Annotated in this window: 15 protein-coding genes and 1 pseudogene; 6 read left to right on the top strand and 10 right to left on the bottom strand. The window is 40.5% G+C overall.

Annotation, left to right across the window (positions count from 1 at the left end):
* Positions 1-20: 20 nt before the first annotated feature.
* From deoD to AAEU29_RS14585, 3 genes are all read right to left on the bottom strand, one after another.
* The gene (gene deoD, locus AAEU29_RS14595; RefSeq protein ID WP_421974013.1) at positions 21-758 is read right to left on the bottom strand and encodes a purine-nucleoside phosphorylase; all 738 of its coding nucleotides are present in this window, start codon (positions 756-758) and stop codon (positions 21-23) included.
* A complete protein-coding gene (gene deoC, locus AAEU29_RS14590; RefSeq protein ID WP_421974012.1) occupies positions 758-1,537 on the bottom strand; it encodes a deoxyribose-phosphate aldolase in 780 nt (259 codons plus the stop codon). Before deoC ends, deoD begins: the two co-directional genes overlap by 1 nt.
* A gap of 349 nt (positions 1,538-1,886) precedes the next feature.
* On the bottom strand, positions 1,887-2,783 hold the full coding sequence (locus tag AAEU29_RS14585) for a DUF808 domain-containing protein (protein WP_421974011.1): 897 nt from the start codon (positions 2,781-2,783) through the stop codon (positions 1,887-1,889).
* Positions 2,784-2,862: 79 nt separating this feature from the next.
* Between AAEU29_RS14585 and AAEU29_RS14580 the strand changes: the two genes are divergently transcribed.
* Complete coding sequence (locus tag AAEU29_RS14580; RefSeq protein WP_421974010.1) at positions 2,863-3,525, top strand: MliC family protein; 663 nt, start codon at positions 2,863-2,865, stop codon at positions 3,523-3,525.
* Here the strand turns inward: AAEU29_RS14580 and AAEU29_RS14575 are convergent.
* On the bottom strand, positions 3,522-3,869 hold the full coding sequence (locus AAEU29_RS14575) for a thiol-disulfide oxidoreductase DCC family protein (protein ID WP_421974009.1): 348 nt from the start codon (positions 3,867-3,869) through the stop codon (positions 3,522-3,524). The two genes, AAEU29_RS14580 and AAEU29_RS14575, sit on opposite strands and share 4 nt — an antisense overlap.
* Before the next feature lie 105 nt (positions 3,870-3,974).
* On the opposite strand from AAEU29_RS14575, the gene AAEU29_RS14570 reads away from it, so the two are divergent.
* The gene (locus AAEU29_RS14570) at positions 3,975-4,274 is read left to right on the top strand and encodes a DUF6482 family protein (RefSeq protein WP_274763353.1); all 300 of its coding nucleotides are present in this window, start codon (positions 3,975-3,977) and stop codon (positions 4,272-4,274) included.
* Here AAEU29_RS14570 and AAEU29_RS14565 read toward each other — a convergent pair.
* Positions 4,255-4,851: an acyl carrier protein phosphodiesterase gene (locus AAEU29_RS14565; protein ID WP_421974008.1), complete on the bottom strand. Its 597-nt coding sequence runs from the start codon at positions 4,849-4,851 to the stop codon at positions 4,255-4,257. The genes AAEU29_RS14570 and AAEU29_RS14565 overlap by 20 nt on opposite strands.
* 117 nt (positions 4,852-4,968) lie before the next feature.
* Between AAEU29_RS14565 and AAEU29_RS14560 the strand changes: the two genes are divergently transcribed.
* The gene (locus AAEU29_RS14560; RefSeq protein WP_274763355.1) at positions 4,969-5,463 is read left to right on the top strand and encodes a glutathione peroxidase; all 495 of its coding nucleotides are present in this window, start codon (positions 4,969-4,971) and stop codon (positions 5,461-5,463) included.
* A 53-nt stretch (positions 5,464-5,516) separates the two neighbouring features.
* Here AAEU29_RS14560 and AAEU29_RS14555 read toward each other — a convergent pair whose 3' ends face one another.
* From AAEU29_RS14555 to AAEU29_RS14540, 4 genes are all read right to left on the bottom strand, one after another.
* Positions 5,517-8,333, bottom strand: coding sequence for a TolB family protein (locus AAEU29_RS14555; RefSeq protein WP_421974007.1), 2,817 nt, complete (start codon positions 8,331-8,333; stop codon positions 5,517-5,519).
* A gap of 94 nt (positions 8,334-8,427) precedes the next feature.
* Positions 8,428-9,942, bottom strand: a complete 1,515-nt coding sequence (locus AAEU29_RS14550) for a PH domain-containing protein (protein WP_421974006.1) — start codon at positions 9,940-9,942, stop codon at positions 8,428-8,430.
* Positions 9,929-10,453 (bottom strand): PH domain-containing protein, encoded by a 525-nt coding sequence (locus AAEU29_RS14545; protein WP_421974005.1) that lies wholly within the window; start codon positions 10,451-10,453, stop codon positions 9,929-9,931. The genes AAEU29_RS14550 and AAEU29_RS14545 overlap by 14 nt, the downstream gene beginning before the upstream one ends.
* A gap of 84 nt (positions 10,454-10,537) precedes the next feature.
* On the bottom strand, positions 10,538-11,389 hold the full coding sequence (locus AAEU29_RS14540; RefSeq protein WP_421974004.1) for a D-hexose-6-phosphate mutarotase: 852 nt from the start codon (positions 11,387-11,389) through the stop codon (positions 10,538-10,540).
* 256 nt (positions 11,390-11,645) lie between these two features.
* Here AAEU29_RS14540 and AAEU29_RS14535 point away from each other — a divergent pair, with 256 nt between their 5' ends.
* The 3 genes and pseudogenes from AAEU29_RS14535 (at position 11,646) to AAEU29_RS14525 (ending at position 14,685) form a co-directional block, all read left to right on the top strand.
* Positions 11,646-12,572 carry an endonuclease/exonuclease/phosphatase family protein gene (locus AAEU29_RS14535; RefSeq protein WP_421974003.1) on the top strand — a complete coding sequence of 309 codons (927 nt, stop codon included), beginning with the start codon at positions 11,646-11,648 and terminating at the stop codon, positions 12,570-12,572.
* 258 nt (positions 12,573-12,830) lie between these two features.
* Entirely contained in the window at positions 12,831-13,910 is a 1,080-nt protein-coding gene (locus AAEU29_RS14530) for a DUF2157 domain-containing protein (RefSeq protein ID WP_421974002.1), read from the top strand.
* Positions 13,907-14,685 (top strand): annotated as a pseudogene (locus tag AAEU29_RS14525) (DUF4824 family protein). Before AAEU29_RS14530 ends, AAEU29_RS14525 begins: the two are co-directional and overlap by 4 nt.
* A 62-nt stretch (positions 14,686-14,747) precedes the next feature.
* Here the strand turns inward: AAEU29_RS14525 and glmS are convergent.
* Positions 14,748-16,571 (bottom strand): glutamine--fructose-6-phosphate transaminase (isomerizing), encoded by a 1,824-nt coding sequence (gene glmS, locus AAEU29_RS14520; RefSeq protein ID WP_274763300.1) that lies wholly within the window; start codon positions 16,569-16,571, stop codon positions 14,748-14,750.
* Between the last annotated feature and the right edge of the window lie 36 nt (positions 16,572-16,607).

The raw sequence follows: 16,607 nt of genomic DNA, 5'->3' as shown, positions 1-16,607 counted from the left end.
CAATATGGCCCTCTATTTAATCATAAACTGACGCTTGTTTGTAACGCCAAGGTTATCATTTCAGCAAAGGAGGTTTGCCTCTCTTCACTGCTAAGGTGCGTATCGTGTGTAATATGATCTGATACCGTTAAAATGGTTAATGCATTTGCACCAAGCTCGGCAGCAACACCATAAAGCCCTGCCGCTTCCATTTCGACACCTAAAATGCCCATTTTATCCATTAGCTCGAACATTTCTGGTTGTGGTGTATAGAATAGGTCAGATGAAAAGACATTGCCTACTTTCACTGGTAATTGTGATTTGCTTGCTTGTGATAAGCAGGTGTTTAATAAATTAAAGTCTGCAATTGCAGCAAAATCATGGCCTTTAAAGCGCATGCGGTTTACTTTTGAGTCGGTACAGGCACCCATTGCAACCACAATATCTCTGAGTGCCACTTGATTTGATACTGCGCCACAACTGCCTACACGAATCAAGTTTTTAACCCCGTATTCTGTGATCAACTCTTTTGCGTAAATTGAACAGCTAGGAATACCCATGCCACTGCCCATCACTGAAATGCGTTTACCTTGATAATAACCGGTATAGCCGAGCATATTGCGTACATCATTTACTAATACCGCATCATCGAGAAAATGTTCTGCAATGAATTTTGCACGCAGAGGATCACCGGGTAATAAAATGGTTTCGGCAAAGTCATCTTGCTTTGCATTTAGGTGCGGTGTGGCTGCAAATTCAATTTGATCAAATGAGACCATTAGTAGTCTCCTTGTGTAGATACTGATTGCGTATCAACATGCAAAATGGCATTTACATCCGCCAGTAAGCCAGATGCACCAAAGCGGAAGTTGCTAGGATTAACCCAATCTAAATCAAAAATGCTGGCTGCCAGTTCAATGTATTGTTTGGCATCAACTACAGTACGCACACCGCCTGCGGCTTTAAAACCAACCGTTTTACCACTAGCTTTTATTGCTTCTAGCATGATTTTGGCGGCATTTAATGTGGCATTTACAGGTACTTTTCCTGTACTGGTTTTAATAAAGTCGGCACCAGCATCAATAGCAATATGTGAGGCTTTTGCTATGAGCTCATCGCTTTTTAGCTCGCCAGACTCAATAATTACTTTTAATAATACATTATTGCCACAAGCTGCTTTGCATTGCTTTATCAGTTCAAAACCAACGGTTTCGTCGCCTGAGATAAGCGCGCGGTAGGGAAATACAACATCAACTTCATTTGCACCAAAACTCACGGCTTGTTTAGTTTCTGATATTGCTTTTTCTATATTTGCGTCGCCATGGGGGAAGTTGGTTACGGTTGCAATTTTTACATCGGCATTGAGCTGTGTTTTTGCAAATTCAATGTATTGTGGGTAAATACAAATGGCAGCGGTGTTTCCTACATTACTGCTAGCTTGTTGGCAAAGCGTGTTAATTTCGCTGTCGCTTTCTGTACCAGTTAAGCTTGTTAAGTCCATGCAGCGCAAGGTAATTTGTGCAGCTTTAGTTAAATTTAATTGGCTGTTTAAGGTCATACTTTTCTCCAAATAAAATACCAATTCTGTTAACAATGTGAGCCGGTTTAGGCCGCTAAAATAATTAGCCAGTTAAGTGAATTGGTATAAAAGTAATCCCAGAACAATTGAGGAGGGAGAGATAGACTCTCGATCAATAAGCTCACTCATATGCTCTAAGAACATGAGTGGACTTGGTTCCTTGAAGACTTATGGCTGTAACGATCCCCTGATCCTAGCGCCATAATTTAAATCCATTTATACCAAGCGCTATTGTCAGCTATTTTGCAGCTAACAGCTAGCGCTATTTTGGCGTTTGATGATCTAGTTCATATTTTTACGTACTTAAACTCGTTAACCCGAGTCCAGATTAGTTATTTCTAAATTTACTTAGTAAAAGTGTGGCGGCCACAATTACTGCACCCGCGACAAATCCGATAATGGCATTAAATAACGTAGGTAAGAAAAAGCTCAGGTCAGCATTAAGCGTAAGGTTGATAGTCTCAACGAGCTGCTCGATCGAATGGTGCAAAAAGCTACTACCGTGTACCAAAATGCCACCGCCCACTAAGAACATGGCAAGTGTGCCGACAATTGCTAAAAGCTTCATTAAATACGGGGCGAACGAAAGTAAACCGCGGCCAATTTTTTGCTGCCATGCATGAGGTTGTTCGAGCAACAGAAGGCCTGCATCATCAATTTTTACAATTAGCGCCACTAAGCCATACACGCCAATGGTCATTAATACGGCAATGACACTTAATACAGATAATTGTGATGTAAAACTTTCGTTGGCTACGGTGCCAAGTGAAATCACAATAATTTCAGCTGAAAGAATAAAGTCGGTGCGAATAGCCCCTTTTATTTTTTGCTGCTCATAATGTTTGTCGTGAATATCCAACTGGCTGTCTTTATCTTCAGCATGCTTACCATGAAGCCAAGGGCCAAGTACTTTTTCACACCCTTCAAAGCATAAAAATAAACCACCCAACATTAGCAGAGGTGTGACTAAAAAAGGCGCAAAGGCCGAAATAAGCAACGCCAATGGCACTAAAATAAGCTTGTTGACGAAAGAGCCTTTTGCTACTGCCCATACCACGGGCAATTCTCGGTCGGCTTTTACACCAGATACCTGTTGCGCATTTAAGGCAAGGTCATCACCCAATACACCAGCGGTTTTCTTAGCGGCCACTTTGCTCATTACCGCGATATCGTCGAGCAATGTCGCAATATCATCAATCAGAGTGAGTAAGCTTGCTCCTGCCATTTTTTATTCCTTTGATTGTAATTCACGCAGAGTTAAGTATTTTACAACTATAGTGTTTTTCTCTTTAAAAGGAATCAAGATGTTAAAACATGTTTTTATGTTACTGAGTATTGCAGTACTTACTGGCTGTAATACAGCAGCGCCAACAGCAAAAATTGAAAGTTCACCAGCCAAATCGCCAAAACAGGCAATTACTATGATGTATGAGTGCGAAAATGGTTTGAGCTTTGTTGCACGATTAGAAGAAGATACTTTATGGGCATTTTTACCCAAGCAAACCCTCGCGCTTGAGCCAACTAGAACAGCATCAGGAGCAAAATACCAAAAAGGAACGGATTATATTTGGATGAAAGGTGAAAGTGCGATGGTGAATTACCAGCAAACGCTTTACAAGCAATGTACTAACAATCGCCAAGAAGCGATTTGGCAAGATGCAAAATTTCGCGGCGTGAGTTTTCGTGCGGTAGGTAATGAACCGGGCTGGTTAATGGAAATAAAACCAAATGAGTCGATTGAATTTAAGGGGAATTATGGTCAGCAAGTAATTAATTTTAAATATAAAGCTCCGATGGAATTAGCAAACAGCTCGCAGTTTAACTTGGCTCAAAACGATAACCTTTTAACTTTTGAAATCAGCAATACCCCTTGTCGCGATACTATGTCAGGGCAAGCATTTGCATCGTCAGTAAAGGGTAAGCTTAATGGCAAACCGTTTAGCGGTTGTGGCAGGGCGCTGTTTTAAAGCTGGCATTGTTTACATTCATAGCGTTTTTCATAACGGCGCTTAGCCCACGCGTTGTACAGCAAACAAGTCATCCAGTAAATGCCAGGCAGGGAAAGTAGATAAGACAGCCAACCTATAGGGTGTGAGCGCCAAAGTACAAAATTTGCATCTAGGCCAATAAACCATTGGCCATTTTCATCTTGCACATGTAGTAAGCGTAACATTCGCGCTTTTTTGTCAGCTGTAAAATTTTGTTGATGAACATCTTTAAAATCAAAAAGATGACTAGATAATTTTCGCCACAGAGTTATTTCCCTACAGCACAATGGGCACTTGGCATCGTAATAGACTGTTTTCTTCATAATGATCCTCGTTTTTATGGTTATACGATTTAGTTTGAAAAAAGATTGAACAATTGTCTGAGGTATTGCGTATTGAGTGATAATTAAACAGTTAGGAGAGTCACCATGCGCCGTGAAGATTTTAAAAATCAAATTGAAAGACACTCATTGGTACCAACTATTTTTGGTTATGCAGACGCTAACCACTATCTTGTAGGCGCAGAAGATGAAGATGGTAACTTTTATTCACTTTCTGACGAGCAAGATAATGTGCAGGTATTTAATTCAATGTTTGAGGCGGAAACATGTTTGAAGTCGCTAGGTTTTACTACTGCAAACCTGCATTTTCAAACAGCCTATGATGAGATGATAGGCAATGATAAAAGCAGTGATACTCGCATAACCATTAGCTTAGGCGAGCAATAAGTTCATCGCGTTTGGTTAACGCAAAATTCGTTGTATCGACATAAAGCTCCTCAAAACTATCGTCGATGTATTGTTGATTAGCAGTGTACCAATCTACCACTGTTTCGAGTGGTACAGGTTTGCGAAATCGCTTTCCTGTATTTTTTAAGGCAAGGGTAATTCCTGGTAAATTGCGGTAACTGGCAAACCAATCGTCACTGGTTATAAGCTGGGTTTTATGTTGATAATCGCGAGGTAAAACAGCATTGTAATTAATATTTTCATCTAACAATGTTTGATAAAACTGCTGACACAATGGGGTGTAATGTGCCCCTAGCTGTTTTGCTAATAAATGATCAAACAAAATATCTAAGCCTACTCCTGCATACCTGCGCATTGCGCCAAATTCACTTTTAAACTGTTGGCTTACACTGTGAGCATCGGTATAACTGTCGATACTGCGATGCAAACGAATACCAAGCTCTAGTTCACGGGGCAAGTGCGAAAGTTGGCTTCCTTTAACAAAGTCACCTAATAGGTTTCCTGTTAAACTGGTACTGGTTAGGTGAGCTAAGTGTAAATGTGCAAAATAATTCAAATTTTGTTCGATCTTTAAGGTAAAAATAACCGTATACTGAGTATATTAAAATAACCGGAATTGCATATGAAACTTTTTAAAAAACTCCTTTTAACTTCGGTAGTTGTTCCATCTTTAATGGCATTTTCAGCGGTTGCATCTGAGTGTAATGATTTTACCAACCAAGAGTTACGTAAATTACGTTCAAAAGAAACCATTAACTTGTGTGAATTTAAAGATAAGCCGCTCTTAATCGTAAATACAGCAAGTAACTGCGGTTTTACGCCGCAATTCGAACAATTAGAAGCGCTGCACAAAGAATATAAAGACAAAGGGTTAGTGGTTTTGGGTTTCCCATCAGATAGCTTCTTTCAGGAAGAAAACGATGAAAAAGATACCGCTGATATGTGCTTTATCAACTACGGTGTTACTTTCAATATGATGGCAACAAGTGATGTAAAGGGCAGTGATGCAAATCCTATTTTCAAACACTTAGCAGAAAAAACACGCTCACCAAGCTGGAACTTTAATAAGTACCTAGTGAGTAAAGACCGCCAAACAGTAACGCATTTTGGCTCTCGTGTTAAACCACAGAGTGATGAGCTAAAAGCAGCGATTGATAAAGCGCTTTAAACAAATAAAAAAACCGCTCACCTGAAGTGAGCGGCATAAGTTTTTAATCCTTTCTATAGGCTATACCAAATGCCTAACCAGCCTCGCAATTCATCTTGAATGGTATCTCCTTCAATTTTAGCAATACCAAAATCATAATTAAGATCATTTAAAATGGAGGGTGCTACGGCAAAGTTTAATTTGCTCTTAAATTTCACCCCGTAACTTGTTGCGAAGTCTTGGTTATTCAAGTCATGCTGTGCAACATAAAGCCATGGCATATCTTGCTTAAAGGCAACCCCAGCGCCAAAGCGTTGGTAGTCATCACTTAGTGCAGTGTAGAAAGGTAACTCATTGATAAGTGAGCGATCTGCTTGTGCTTCAGGCTTAATTAAACTTGATGCAAAACCACCAATATTCATAACGGTGTCATCGCGTTGCTGGGTATGGTAGTCAACATAAAGTGGGACCGACCACGCTTTACCAAACACTTTCAAGCTGGCATCAAAGCCTTGCCAACTGCCACTTGTTGCATCACCGCTATAAATGCGTGCTGATGCACTTTGGCCGATAGCAAATGCTTGCCAATCGCGCTGCCATATTTGCTCGGCACCTACTGCAAACCAGTGATTGTAAGCATCGCCAGTATCTTTATAAGAATACGCAAGGTGGCTGTTAACTTTAAACGCACCATTTCGGTAAGGGTAACTCGCTTGTAAATAAGCACCTGTTGTATCTTCTTGAATAGCAAGTACATCAGGGTGTTGATACTGATTTTCGGCGTTAATTTTATAGTCAAAAGCGTGCGCTAAGAACTGCCATTTATTGTATTGATACTTCGCATCAAAATAAGCACCATTCAAGGCATTTTTATTATCAAACGCACCACCAAACTGCCAGCTTAGTTTATTTAATAAATCTTTCCCTTTAACACCTACATGCAAAAGTGCAGTACTTGCGCTGTTGTATTGCTCTGAAAGGGCAAATGACAACGTTTGGTCTGCAGCTGAGTAATCACGTTGAGCGCCTACTTCTTGTTGGTAAATTTTTGCTGGTGGCAAAATATGCTGCTCAGCTTTTTCAGTTGTTGCGTGTAATGTTTGCGCCCGCTGGGTTACTTTTGTAACCGTGGCACTTTCGCCAAGTTGATAAATATCAGGGCCTTCAGAGTTAACTGCTAAATACAGTAATCCGTGTTGTTTGGTTGGCATTGGGTATTGCATAACCTGTTGCCCAGCACTGAGTTGTTCTAGCGTATCTGAGCTAAAAGTATAGCGATAAATATTTGTCTCACCATTTACGCCGGCAACAAAATAAATGCTATTTCCCTCAGGGCTCCACTGAGGATAAGACAAGAATTGATAGCCTTTAGGCATAGGAACATTAACGTCTTGGCTTGTAGCAATATCTTTAACCCAAAGAGACCAGTTTTGATTTAACTCGGTTTTAAGATATGCCAGTTTTCCATTTTTGAATTGTGGAAAATCATACACGGCATCTATAGCTGGAGCGGTTAAGTCGCTAATCTGGCCTGTGGTTAAGTCAATTTTAACTAATTGCGAATAACCTTGTTTTACGCGTTCTGCATAAGCGGTATTGTTATCCGCCAGTGTAAAGCGACGCACATTAGCAAACTGGGTAAGCTGCTTAGTTTCACCTGTGTCACTGTTCCAACTGAACAAATCTTGATGAAGCGTGTTCATTTCGTTATTTGCTGTGCTAAATGCACCGTAAATAAGCGTATTGTTATCTTGCCACAGCGGATTCAAAATACCTTTTCGGTTGATTGAATTCAGGGTTTTTTTAGACTCTTTTTTAAAGCTTGTTGGCCTGCTGTTTACAATATCTTTCGCATCGTCTTCTAGCAGCTCTTTTTGCGCTTCTTCAAACTCTTCAATGGCATTGGCATTTTCTTCTGTTGCATAGATTGTGAGCTTGGTATTGCCATCTTTATCTTTACTAACGATAGCAAGTTTATCTTCATCTGGAGACATGCTTGGCGCTGTTTGAATGTAATCAAGATTAAACCATTCTTTGCTATCTAGCGGTGTTTGCGTTGCTTCTTTACTAAGTGCCTTATGGGTATATTCTGCAACAAAACGGCGATAAAGCTTGCTTGGCTTTTCGAGGAAAACACCTTCGAAAGCTGAGTCAAAATCGCGCTTTTTAACCCCTTGCATGCGTGTCCAAACAGCGTCTAACTGCTCTTTGCTGTAGTTTTCTTCTAGCCATTGCAAATAACGCACACCAACAAGGTAGGCCATTGAGCCCGCCATATAACCGCCGTCTTCTTCACTCAGTTGGCCGTAACTAGGTAAGCTGCCTTCTTTTGCAAATTGCATAATTAGTGACTCTACATAGTTATCATGTAAGCGGCCACGGCCTGTCATTTGCGACTCTAGTAAGGTTGCATAACCTTCCGCGGCCCAGCGTGGTGTAGGGTTGTGAGTAAGGTCATAGAGGCTCGAAAAGTTACGTAACTTTTGGCGCCATTCACTGCGTGTAGGCTGTGCGAGATGCACTAAATGCACGTACTCATGCAGTACTAATAACTGTTGCCAGCCTGAGCTATTTGAAATAACCGTATCTGATTGTGGCGGCGTGGCAAAAAACGCCATCATAGGATCTACACTGCTTGGAATAGCAAAGCCGTTAGATTGGTTAAATGGGTCGAACACAATCACATCAACTTGCTTATCTAGCACGCGATTTTGCTGTTCTTTTACTTTTTCACGCACAATTTCCAGTTCATTCGCAGCTGAGGTCGCCCAGCTTTGGTAAGCTTTTGGGAAGTGAACTTTAAAGTTTTCTGTTTCAATGGTTTGCCAGTTATCGTTGGCAGCTGTTGCAAAGCTTGCTGCAACCATCAATGAGAGTAGCGACTTTTTCATATTATTTGTTCCTTTTTTGATGCGGGCTAGCTTACTGCAACAATTAATCGGAAAAAAATAATAGTGATAAACGGTTAATCTTAATTATTGATGGTTACATCCAACGCTTTTTGCTGGTTTCAGCCAAGAAAATAAGCTGATTCATTACCTGATTTACATGGCTTGTTGGCAAATAAGGAATGGTGATGCCACCACTCGCTAATTGGAAGCGCAATGTACTCAGCTGTTGTTTTCGCATCGGCGGTGTTTGCGTGGTGGCAATTTGTTGAATTTTGAAGCCTTTAAATACTTTGTAACTTACGCCAATTAAGCCCTTTCTTGTGAATACTTGCTCGCCATCAAAGTAGAAGCCAAAGCGCTTATAGCGTAAAAAGCTTAACCCTGCGCCTGCGAGTAAAAGCACAATTAATAGTGGCCATGCGCCATTTAAAAGTGGTTGATAAGCAACCGCACTGAAAATTGTTAGCGGCAATAACCAATAAAGCAGATACGTTTTATAGAAGTAATTAATTGCAATAGGTTGAAAAGGCACTTGGGTGATGTCGATTTGCTTATCCCAGCACAAATTCATTACATGCTTAACTTGTGCTTTGGTGAGCACTGGCACAATTAACGATTGCCCTTTTTTAACGGTATTGGCATGACTGTTATTAATTTGCTTACAGCTGATGGTGTAGCGCTTTAATAGCTTAGCAATCCAGTTTTGCTTGACCTCTATTGATTGAATTTTATTGATACTTAACGACATCTGATGACGTTCAAAAAGGCCTGAGATACGCTTAATTTTGCTTTGCTCTAAACTTAATTCGTAATTATAAAAACGAATAAGGGCACCAAGCACTGATGCTAATACAAAAATACCTATGCCACTGAGAACGATGATGGTGCCAGCTGCAATTTCTGCATGCTCATTACTGTTTAATGAATTCGCAATCAACTCGGTGAGAGGTGCCGCAAAGTCTTGCTTAATATAATCTGTAATTTGCTCAGTGAAGGGCGCAAGTGCAGCCAATACTAAAAACATCATGCCTGACATTAAACCAAATTTAGCTACTTCTAAATTTGCTAATGTGAGATCGGGCGCAATGGCTTTTTCTTGAAGTTCAACTTGCTGAACAGCTGGCTCTGGCTTGGCACGGTAATTAAAAATTTGGTCGCGCATGGTATTAGCATAGTCATTACTTATACCTGGTAACACTACTTCTTGTTGCGATGAGCCAGCCGCATCAAAATGACAATTCACTAAAGAGAATGGTGCGAAGTAAAACGGAGTTGCTAGATTAACATTTTGCACTTTAGCAAAGTTAAGTGTTACGCGCTCTTTTTTAAATACACCTTTGCGTAACACAATTTCGTGCTCGGTGATTTTATAGCGAAAGTTTAAGTAATAAAGCACCGCATAAATCACCAATACCACTGCCAAAATGCTGGCACCAGAAATAAACCAAAACAATTTATTTTCAACTTGTGTTACCCAAATGGCAAATGCTGGTGCGACATTAATCAGGCCATCTTTTACAAAGCGCACAATAAAATGCAGTACAAAGTAAATAATGGCAACGGGCGAAAGTTTTTGCCATGCCGCTGGGTTAGTTTTACTCATCGTCATGCTGTTCACTTGCGGTGTTAGCTAAAATAAACTGTCTTAGTTTGCTTGCGCGTTCTTGCGTGAGGCCATGAATTTCTAAATCTGCTCCTGCGCCCCCTGCCGTAAATAGTTTTAATGTGGCAAGTTTGAGTTTGCGTTCAACCGGGTTGCGGTGAGTTTCAATATGCTGAATACGATTAAATGGAATAGCGATGGTGCGCTGCCAAAAAACGCCGCGTTTTAAAAGTAAATCGTGCTCTCTAAGCGCGATGCCTGTCATGGTTACACTGCGCTTAGTAAACCACGCAATATAGATGTTGAGCAACAGCAATGCCCCTGTAACAAGTGCGGTTATATGGTTTGCTACTGGCGGTAAAAAATAAAGAAAAATCACAACTGCGATAGAAATCGGCAATACAAATATAAACGTACCAATAAGTGCTTCTTTGGTTGCTTGCTGATCTAATGGCTGAAAATCTGCTTGATTGTAATCTGGTAGTATTTGCTCTGAAATTTGTTGATTGCTAAACACGGGCGAACTCTTATTTTTTTTAACTGTGCCTATTAAAACAAAAAACTCAGCATTTGCTGAGTTTTTATGATTTAAGGTTGGAAATTATAACCAACGTACCGTATGCACCAGTGAATGGCTATCACCTGGTTGTAACGTTACTTTATCATCCATTACATTGGCAGCTTCTAAACACAACATGCTGTGGTATTCATCATCGCGGAAGTTACTTAGGCGTTTTGATTTTTCAATCCATGGGTTCCAAAGAACACATGAGCTTGAATTTTCACGGCCAACTTCAATAATGCCGTCAGGGGTATTGATGGTTTGCACTAATGGCGTGTTTTGATAAACCATATCTGTTTCGCGGGCAAAGTTAACAATGTCATTTTGCGCAAATGGCCCTTCGCCAAACTCAATGTAATTTGCACCTTGTAACCCATCGACAGTGGTGTTTTCAATTTCAGGGGTTGGGAAATAAGTATGCAGCGCTTGTGTTAATTCAAATGCAGCATTACCCGTATTGGTATTAATGAGTTCAATATGCAAACTATCGGTGAGTGTAAATACGACTTTCAAGGTTGATTGATGCGGCCAGTATTCTTTATTTACTTGCGCCATTGGCAAAGAAAAACTTACGACAATTTTCTCGTCGTTTTCGATTACTTCTTCTGCTCGCCATAACATAGTGCGTGCAAAACCGTGTTGTGGCCAACCATCATTAGCACTCATGCCAAACCAAGGCCAACAAATTGGAATACCACCGCGAACACCTTTGCCCACTTGGTAGTCTTCATCTTGTGATACCCAAATAAGCGGCTTTTTAGCTTTTGGCGTAAATTCCGTAAGTTGTGCGCCTTGCAGAAAAATTTTAGCGCTACAGAAGTCGGCATCTACCGAGATATATTCAAGACCCGTATCGGTTTGTTGTACGGTAACAGAAGGAGATAAATTCATAAGGCATCCTTGTAAAAGGGAACTCAATTTAATGCAGAAAACAAGATAACTAATGCGGGATCAATTAGCAAATCAGTAAATTTCATATAAGACATTATTTCACAAGTTAACTTTACTAATTCACCAAATAAACCGCTTATTGTAGAAATTTGCATTAAAAATCAACCGAAACAAAAGTCATCTTATCGCAAACTGTATGTGTTTTACTTTTGCCACTTGATATACTGAAATTCTTTTTCTCACAATGAACACACATATGAAAAAAACGCTTATTGCACTTGCTGCGCTAACCGCGCTGATAGGGTGCCAGCAAAAAGAACAACCATCGCTAACGCCAGTTTCAACGACGAGTAGCGAATCTTTAAAGTTAGTGAGCTGGAATATTGAACACTTAGCTGATGAAGTTGGTAAGGGTTGTAAACCTCGTAGCCAAGCTGATTATCAAGCGCTTGCTAAGTATGCCGCCACCTTAAATGCCGATATTATCGCACTGCAAGAAGTGCAGTCTGAAAAAGCACTCAAACGCGTATTTCCTGAGTCGCAATGGCAATATGTAGTTTCAAGTCGCCCAGATAATGAGGCGTATGAGTGCCGTGGCCATGAAGGCTTATTTTCAACACCACAACGCACCGCATTTGTGATAAAAAAAGGTATTAACTATCAAGCTCAAGCTGACTTTAAAGCGCTTGCACTTGATAACCCAGGTTTACGCTACGGTACATCAATTAGCCTTAACAATGGTCAGTTAGAACTACTAAATGTGCATATGAAAAGCGGTTGTTTTGTTAGCGACTATCGTAAAGAAAATAAAAAAGCCTGCACTATGTATCAGCAGCAAGGACCAATTTTAGAGAAATGGGTTAATCAGCGTGTTGAGAGTAAACAAGCATTTGTTGTATTAGGCGACTTTAACCATCGTTTAGTTGATCAGCAAAACCGTTTTTGGCAAGAACTCAGCAAAGAAGATGGCGAGCGTATTTTATTAAGCAGTATGCAAAACTTACAAAGTTGCCACCCAAAATACAAAGCGCCAATCGACCATATTATTACCGGCCCAATTTCAACCCAATGGATTGTTGATGGCTCTCAAAACGTGGATGCGTTTGGTAAACAAGGCGAGTTAGACTACAAAGATATGTTAAGCGATCACTGCCCAATTAGCTTAACGCTATCAATTAAGTAATCCTTTATTAGCGCACATAATACCAATGCACTTTTACAGCTACTTTTTCTAGTGGGCTAAATAAAGTGCTAAATGTGACCATACACATAATAGAATTGGTATAAGTGCGCTTTCCTAATTTTGAATACCCGCCTTTTTTCATTGGGCATTCGAATGTAATTTTCATTTACAAGCACAAACCAAAAGGGGTTATATTGCTTGTTTTTTAGCTACTAGTTGAGCCATGATAATAACTAAACAAAGTGATTGGCTTTTTACATGGATGAATCTCAACTAAATCAATTGGATGCGCAGCAACGGGTTGATCAGATACACGCATTTGAATCTGAATTGACACAATTGCAGCATGCAGGCGTAATCGCCTTGTCAACTGAACAGCAACAGTCTGTTTCTCAGTATCATAAGCAACTACTAGCAGAGCTTGCCCAGCAGTTTGATGTTGATATTACACTTCAATCTAAACACCTCACATTAGGTATGAAAATCGCCTCGCTGTTTGGTGCTTTGGCGATGGCGGTGAGCTTATTCTTTTTGTTTTATCAATTTTGGGGATATTTAAGTACAAGTGTTCAAGTTGGTATCTTAGTTATTACGCCCATAGCATTATTCTGTACTGCGATAAAGTTAGTTAAAAACGAATCTCACAGTTATTTTGCCAAAATAGCGGGCTTGGTTGCGTATGCTGGGTTTGTACTTAATCTCATGTTGCTTGGGCAAATTTTTAACTTGACCCCATCGCCCAACGCTTTTCTTATTTGGTCGTTATTTGCCTTTATTTTGGCTTATGCCATTAACGCAAGAGTATTGTTGTTTTTTGCAATTGTGAATGTGTGCGGTTTTATCGCAATGAAAGTGGGTACATGGAGTGGCATGTATTGGATCAGTTTTGGTGAGCGCCCTGAAAACTTTATTATCCCGAGCATAATACTCTTTTTAGTACCAAATTTTATAAATCAGCGAGCATTTAGTGGCTTTGCAACGATGTACCGTGTTTTGTCCCTTATTATTTTCTTCTTAGTGGTACTTATTTTGTCTAACTGGGGAGCTGTAAGTTATTTCAACTACGATAACGATATTGTGGAAGGCGTTTATCAATTAGTTGGTTTTGCAGTAAGTGCATTGATCATTTGGTTAGGTGTGCGCAAAGAATGGCCGGGAGTTATGCAAACAGGCAATGTGTTTTTTGTATTGTTTCTTTATACCAAATTTTTTGATTGGTGGTGGGATTGGATGCCAAAGTATGTCTTTTTCTTTGTACTTGGGTTGTGCGCACTGCTGGCGTTAATGGTATTCAAACGAATTAGAAATTTCGCTAAACATACTGGAGCAAGCGCATGAAAAAGTACTTAATTTTTGGCGTTGCGTTAATTATAGTTACCAATCTCTTTGTTTTGGGTGGTGTTTTTTATAATCGCACTGGTGAGCCAACGGCACAGCTTGTTTTATCAGAACGAGAAGCGCGCTTGCCATATTTATCTGGTTTTGAAAAAGAAAATTCAGGCGTAGCGCTATCAATTTCTTGGCGTGCATTACCAAATGAAAATAATGAGTTAGCTTATTACAACAACCGAAGTATGGCACTTACTGAGCAGCAATTAAGTGCGCTAGGGTTTAGTGACATTGAACAATTGAAAGAAGGTTGGGCACAAGAGCGAACACTATATTTTGCGCTTGAATACAATGGTGAGTTATACCAGCAGTCATTAGCACATGCGCAGCGTTATTATCAAAAAGCGCTTTCTCGCTTTGAGTTAGATACTAGTGATAGCCAACTTATGCATGCAAAAGAACGAGCATTTGAAACATATGAACGAGAGCAACATTACAATAGCCGTTTGTTCTTTCTCGAGCTAGCAAATATGCTGAGCAAAACAACATTGTGATAGTAAAAGGAAATGCAAAACCTTATTTTAACCAGCAAACAAAAGAGCACTTTTTGCATGTGAGTTCTTTGTTAGTAAACCAAATTAATGTACCAGCGCGTTATGTTGATGATCTCGTAAGTTTAAAAGCTTTACGTGGGACAAAAGCGTCAAGCTATAGCGTGACGGTAAATTGGGGCCAGCGATTAGAGCCTTGGATTGTAGATATTAAACTTCATAACCCGAGCTAACGATCATCTAAAAGGGTAATAAAAAAGGCGCTAATGCGCCTTTTTTTGGAGTTTATAAATGCTTACTCAACCGTAACTGATTTTGCGAGGTTACGCGGTTGGTCAACATCGGTACCTTTAATTACCGCTACGTAGTAAGACAGTAATTGCAGTGGGATGGTGTACACAATTGGCGCCAATACATCGTCAACTTGATTGACGTTAATAACACGCATTGTGTCATCTGAGACAAACTCTGATGCTTTATCAGCGAATACGTAAATAATACCGCCGCGTGCACGTACTTCTTCAACGTTTGATTTCAGCTTTTCCAGTAGCTCGTTGTTTGGTGCAACAACGATAATTGGCATATCAGCATCAATTAGTGCCAATGGACCATGCTTTAACTCACCTGCTGCGTAAGCTTCTGCGTGAATATACGAGATTTCTTTCAGCTTCAGTGCACCTTCCATTGCGATTGGGTATTGATCGCCACGGCCTAAGAATAGCGCATGTTGTTTATCAGCAAACTCTTCAGCTAAGTCTTCAATACCTTCCGCAAGAGACAGTGATTCTTCAAGCTTGTTTGGTAACGTTTTAATAGCGTTTACAATTTCAGCGTGCTCAAGGCCTTTTTCCTGGGCAATTGAAGCTACTAACATTAATAAACCAACAAGCTGAGTAGTAAATGCTTTGGTTGATGCAACGCCAATTTCAGCGCCTGCTTTTGTCATAAACGCAATATCTGATTCGCGCACTAGCGAGCTGCCAGGCACATTACAAATCGTCATTGAGCTCATATAACCTTGCTCTTTTGCTAAGCGTAGGGCAGCTAAAGTATCGGCAGTTTCACCTGATTGTGAAATGGTTACGAGTAAGCTGTTTTCGTGAACAAACGATTTGCGATAGCGGAACTCAGAGGCAATTTCAACGTTACAACTAACACCGGCATATTGCTCTAACCAATAGCGTGCAACCATACCTGAGTGGTATGAGGTACCGCAGGCAATAATTTGCACATGCTTCACTTGTTTGAAAATATCAGATGCCGTATCGCCAAATGCGTCAACCGCAACTTTATCTCCGTCAATACGTGCTTCTAGGGTGTTACGCACAGCGACTGGCTGCTCGTAGATTTCTTTTAGCATATAGTGGCGGTATTCGCCTTTGCCTGAAGCATCTTGGGTGATGTTAGATTCAACTACATCGCGCTCAACAGCATTGCCATTGATATCGTAAATCTCAACAGTTTCACGAGTAATGCGGGCAACGTCGCCTTCTTCTAAAAAGATAAAGCTGCGCGTTACAGGCAGTAATGCTAATTGGTCTGAGGCAATAAAGTTTTCACCTAAACCTAAGCCAATCACAAGTGGGCTGCCTGAACGTGCTACAACAATTTCATTTGGGTTTTCTTTGTCAAAAACCACAGTGCCGTAAGCACCTTCAAACTCTTTAACTGCCGCTTGCACTGACGCAAGTAAGGAATCATGGCTTTGACGAAGCTGGTGGATTTTATGCACCATTACTTCTGTATCGGTATCCGATAAAAACTCGTAACCATCGCCACGCAGTTGTGTGCGCAATTTTTCGTGGTTTTCAATAATACCGTTGTGCACAAGTGCAAGCTGCTGGCTCGAAATATGTGGGTGAGCATTGGCTTCAGTCACGCTGCCATGAGTTGCCCAGCGGGTATGCGCGATACCTGTTGTGCCTTTTACATTCGCAGCCGTAAGTGCTGCATCGAGGTTTGCAACTTTACCTACTGCTTTAACAGTATTAAGTGCTTTATCGTTGTTGCCTAATGCAACACCAGCTGAGTCGTAGCCACGGTATTCAAGGCGTTTTAGGCCTTCAATTAAAATTCGGTTTACTGGGCGTTCTGCCACAGCGCCAACAATGCCACACATAATAATCTCCTTAAATTGCACGGTATGTGAGCGTTA

Origin of the sequence: Pseudoalteromonas aquimarina (assembly GCF_049257255.1) — a bacterium.
In the GTDB taxonomy this organism is placed as follows: domain Bacteria; phylum Pseudomonadota; class Gammaproteobacteria; order Enterobacterales; family Alteromonadaceae; genus Pseudoalteromonas.
The sequence above is the reverse complement of the archived record's forward strand: the minus strand, read 5'-3'. Positions and strand labels throughout refer to the sequence as shown.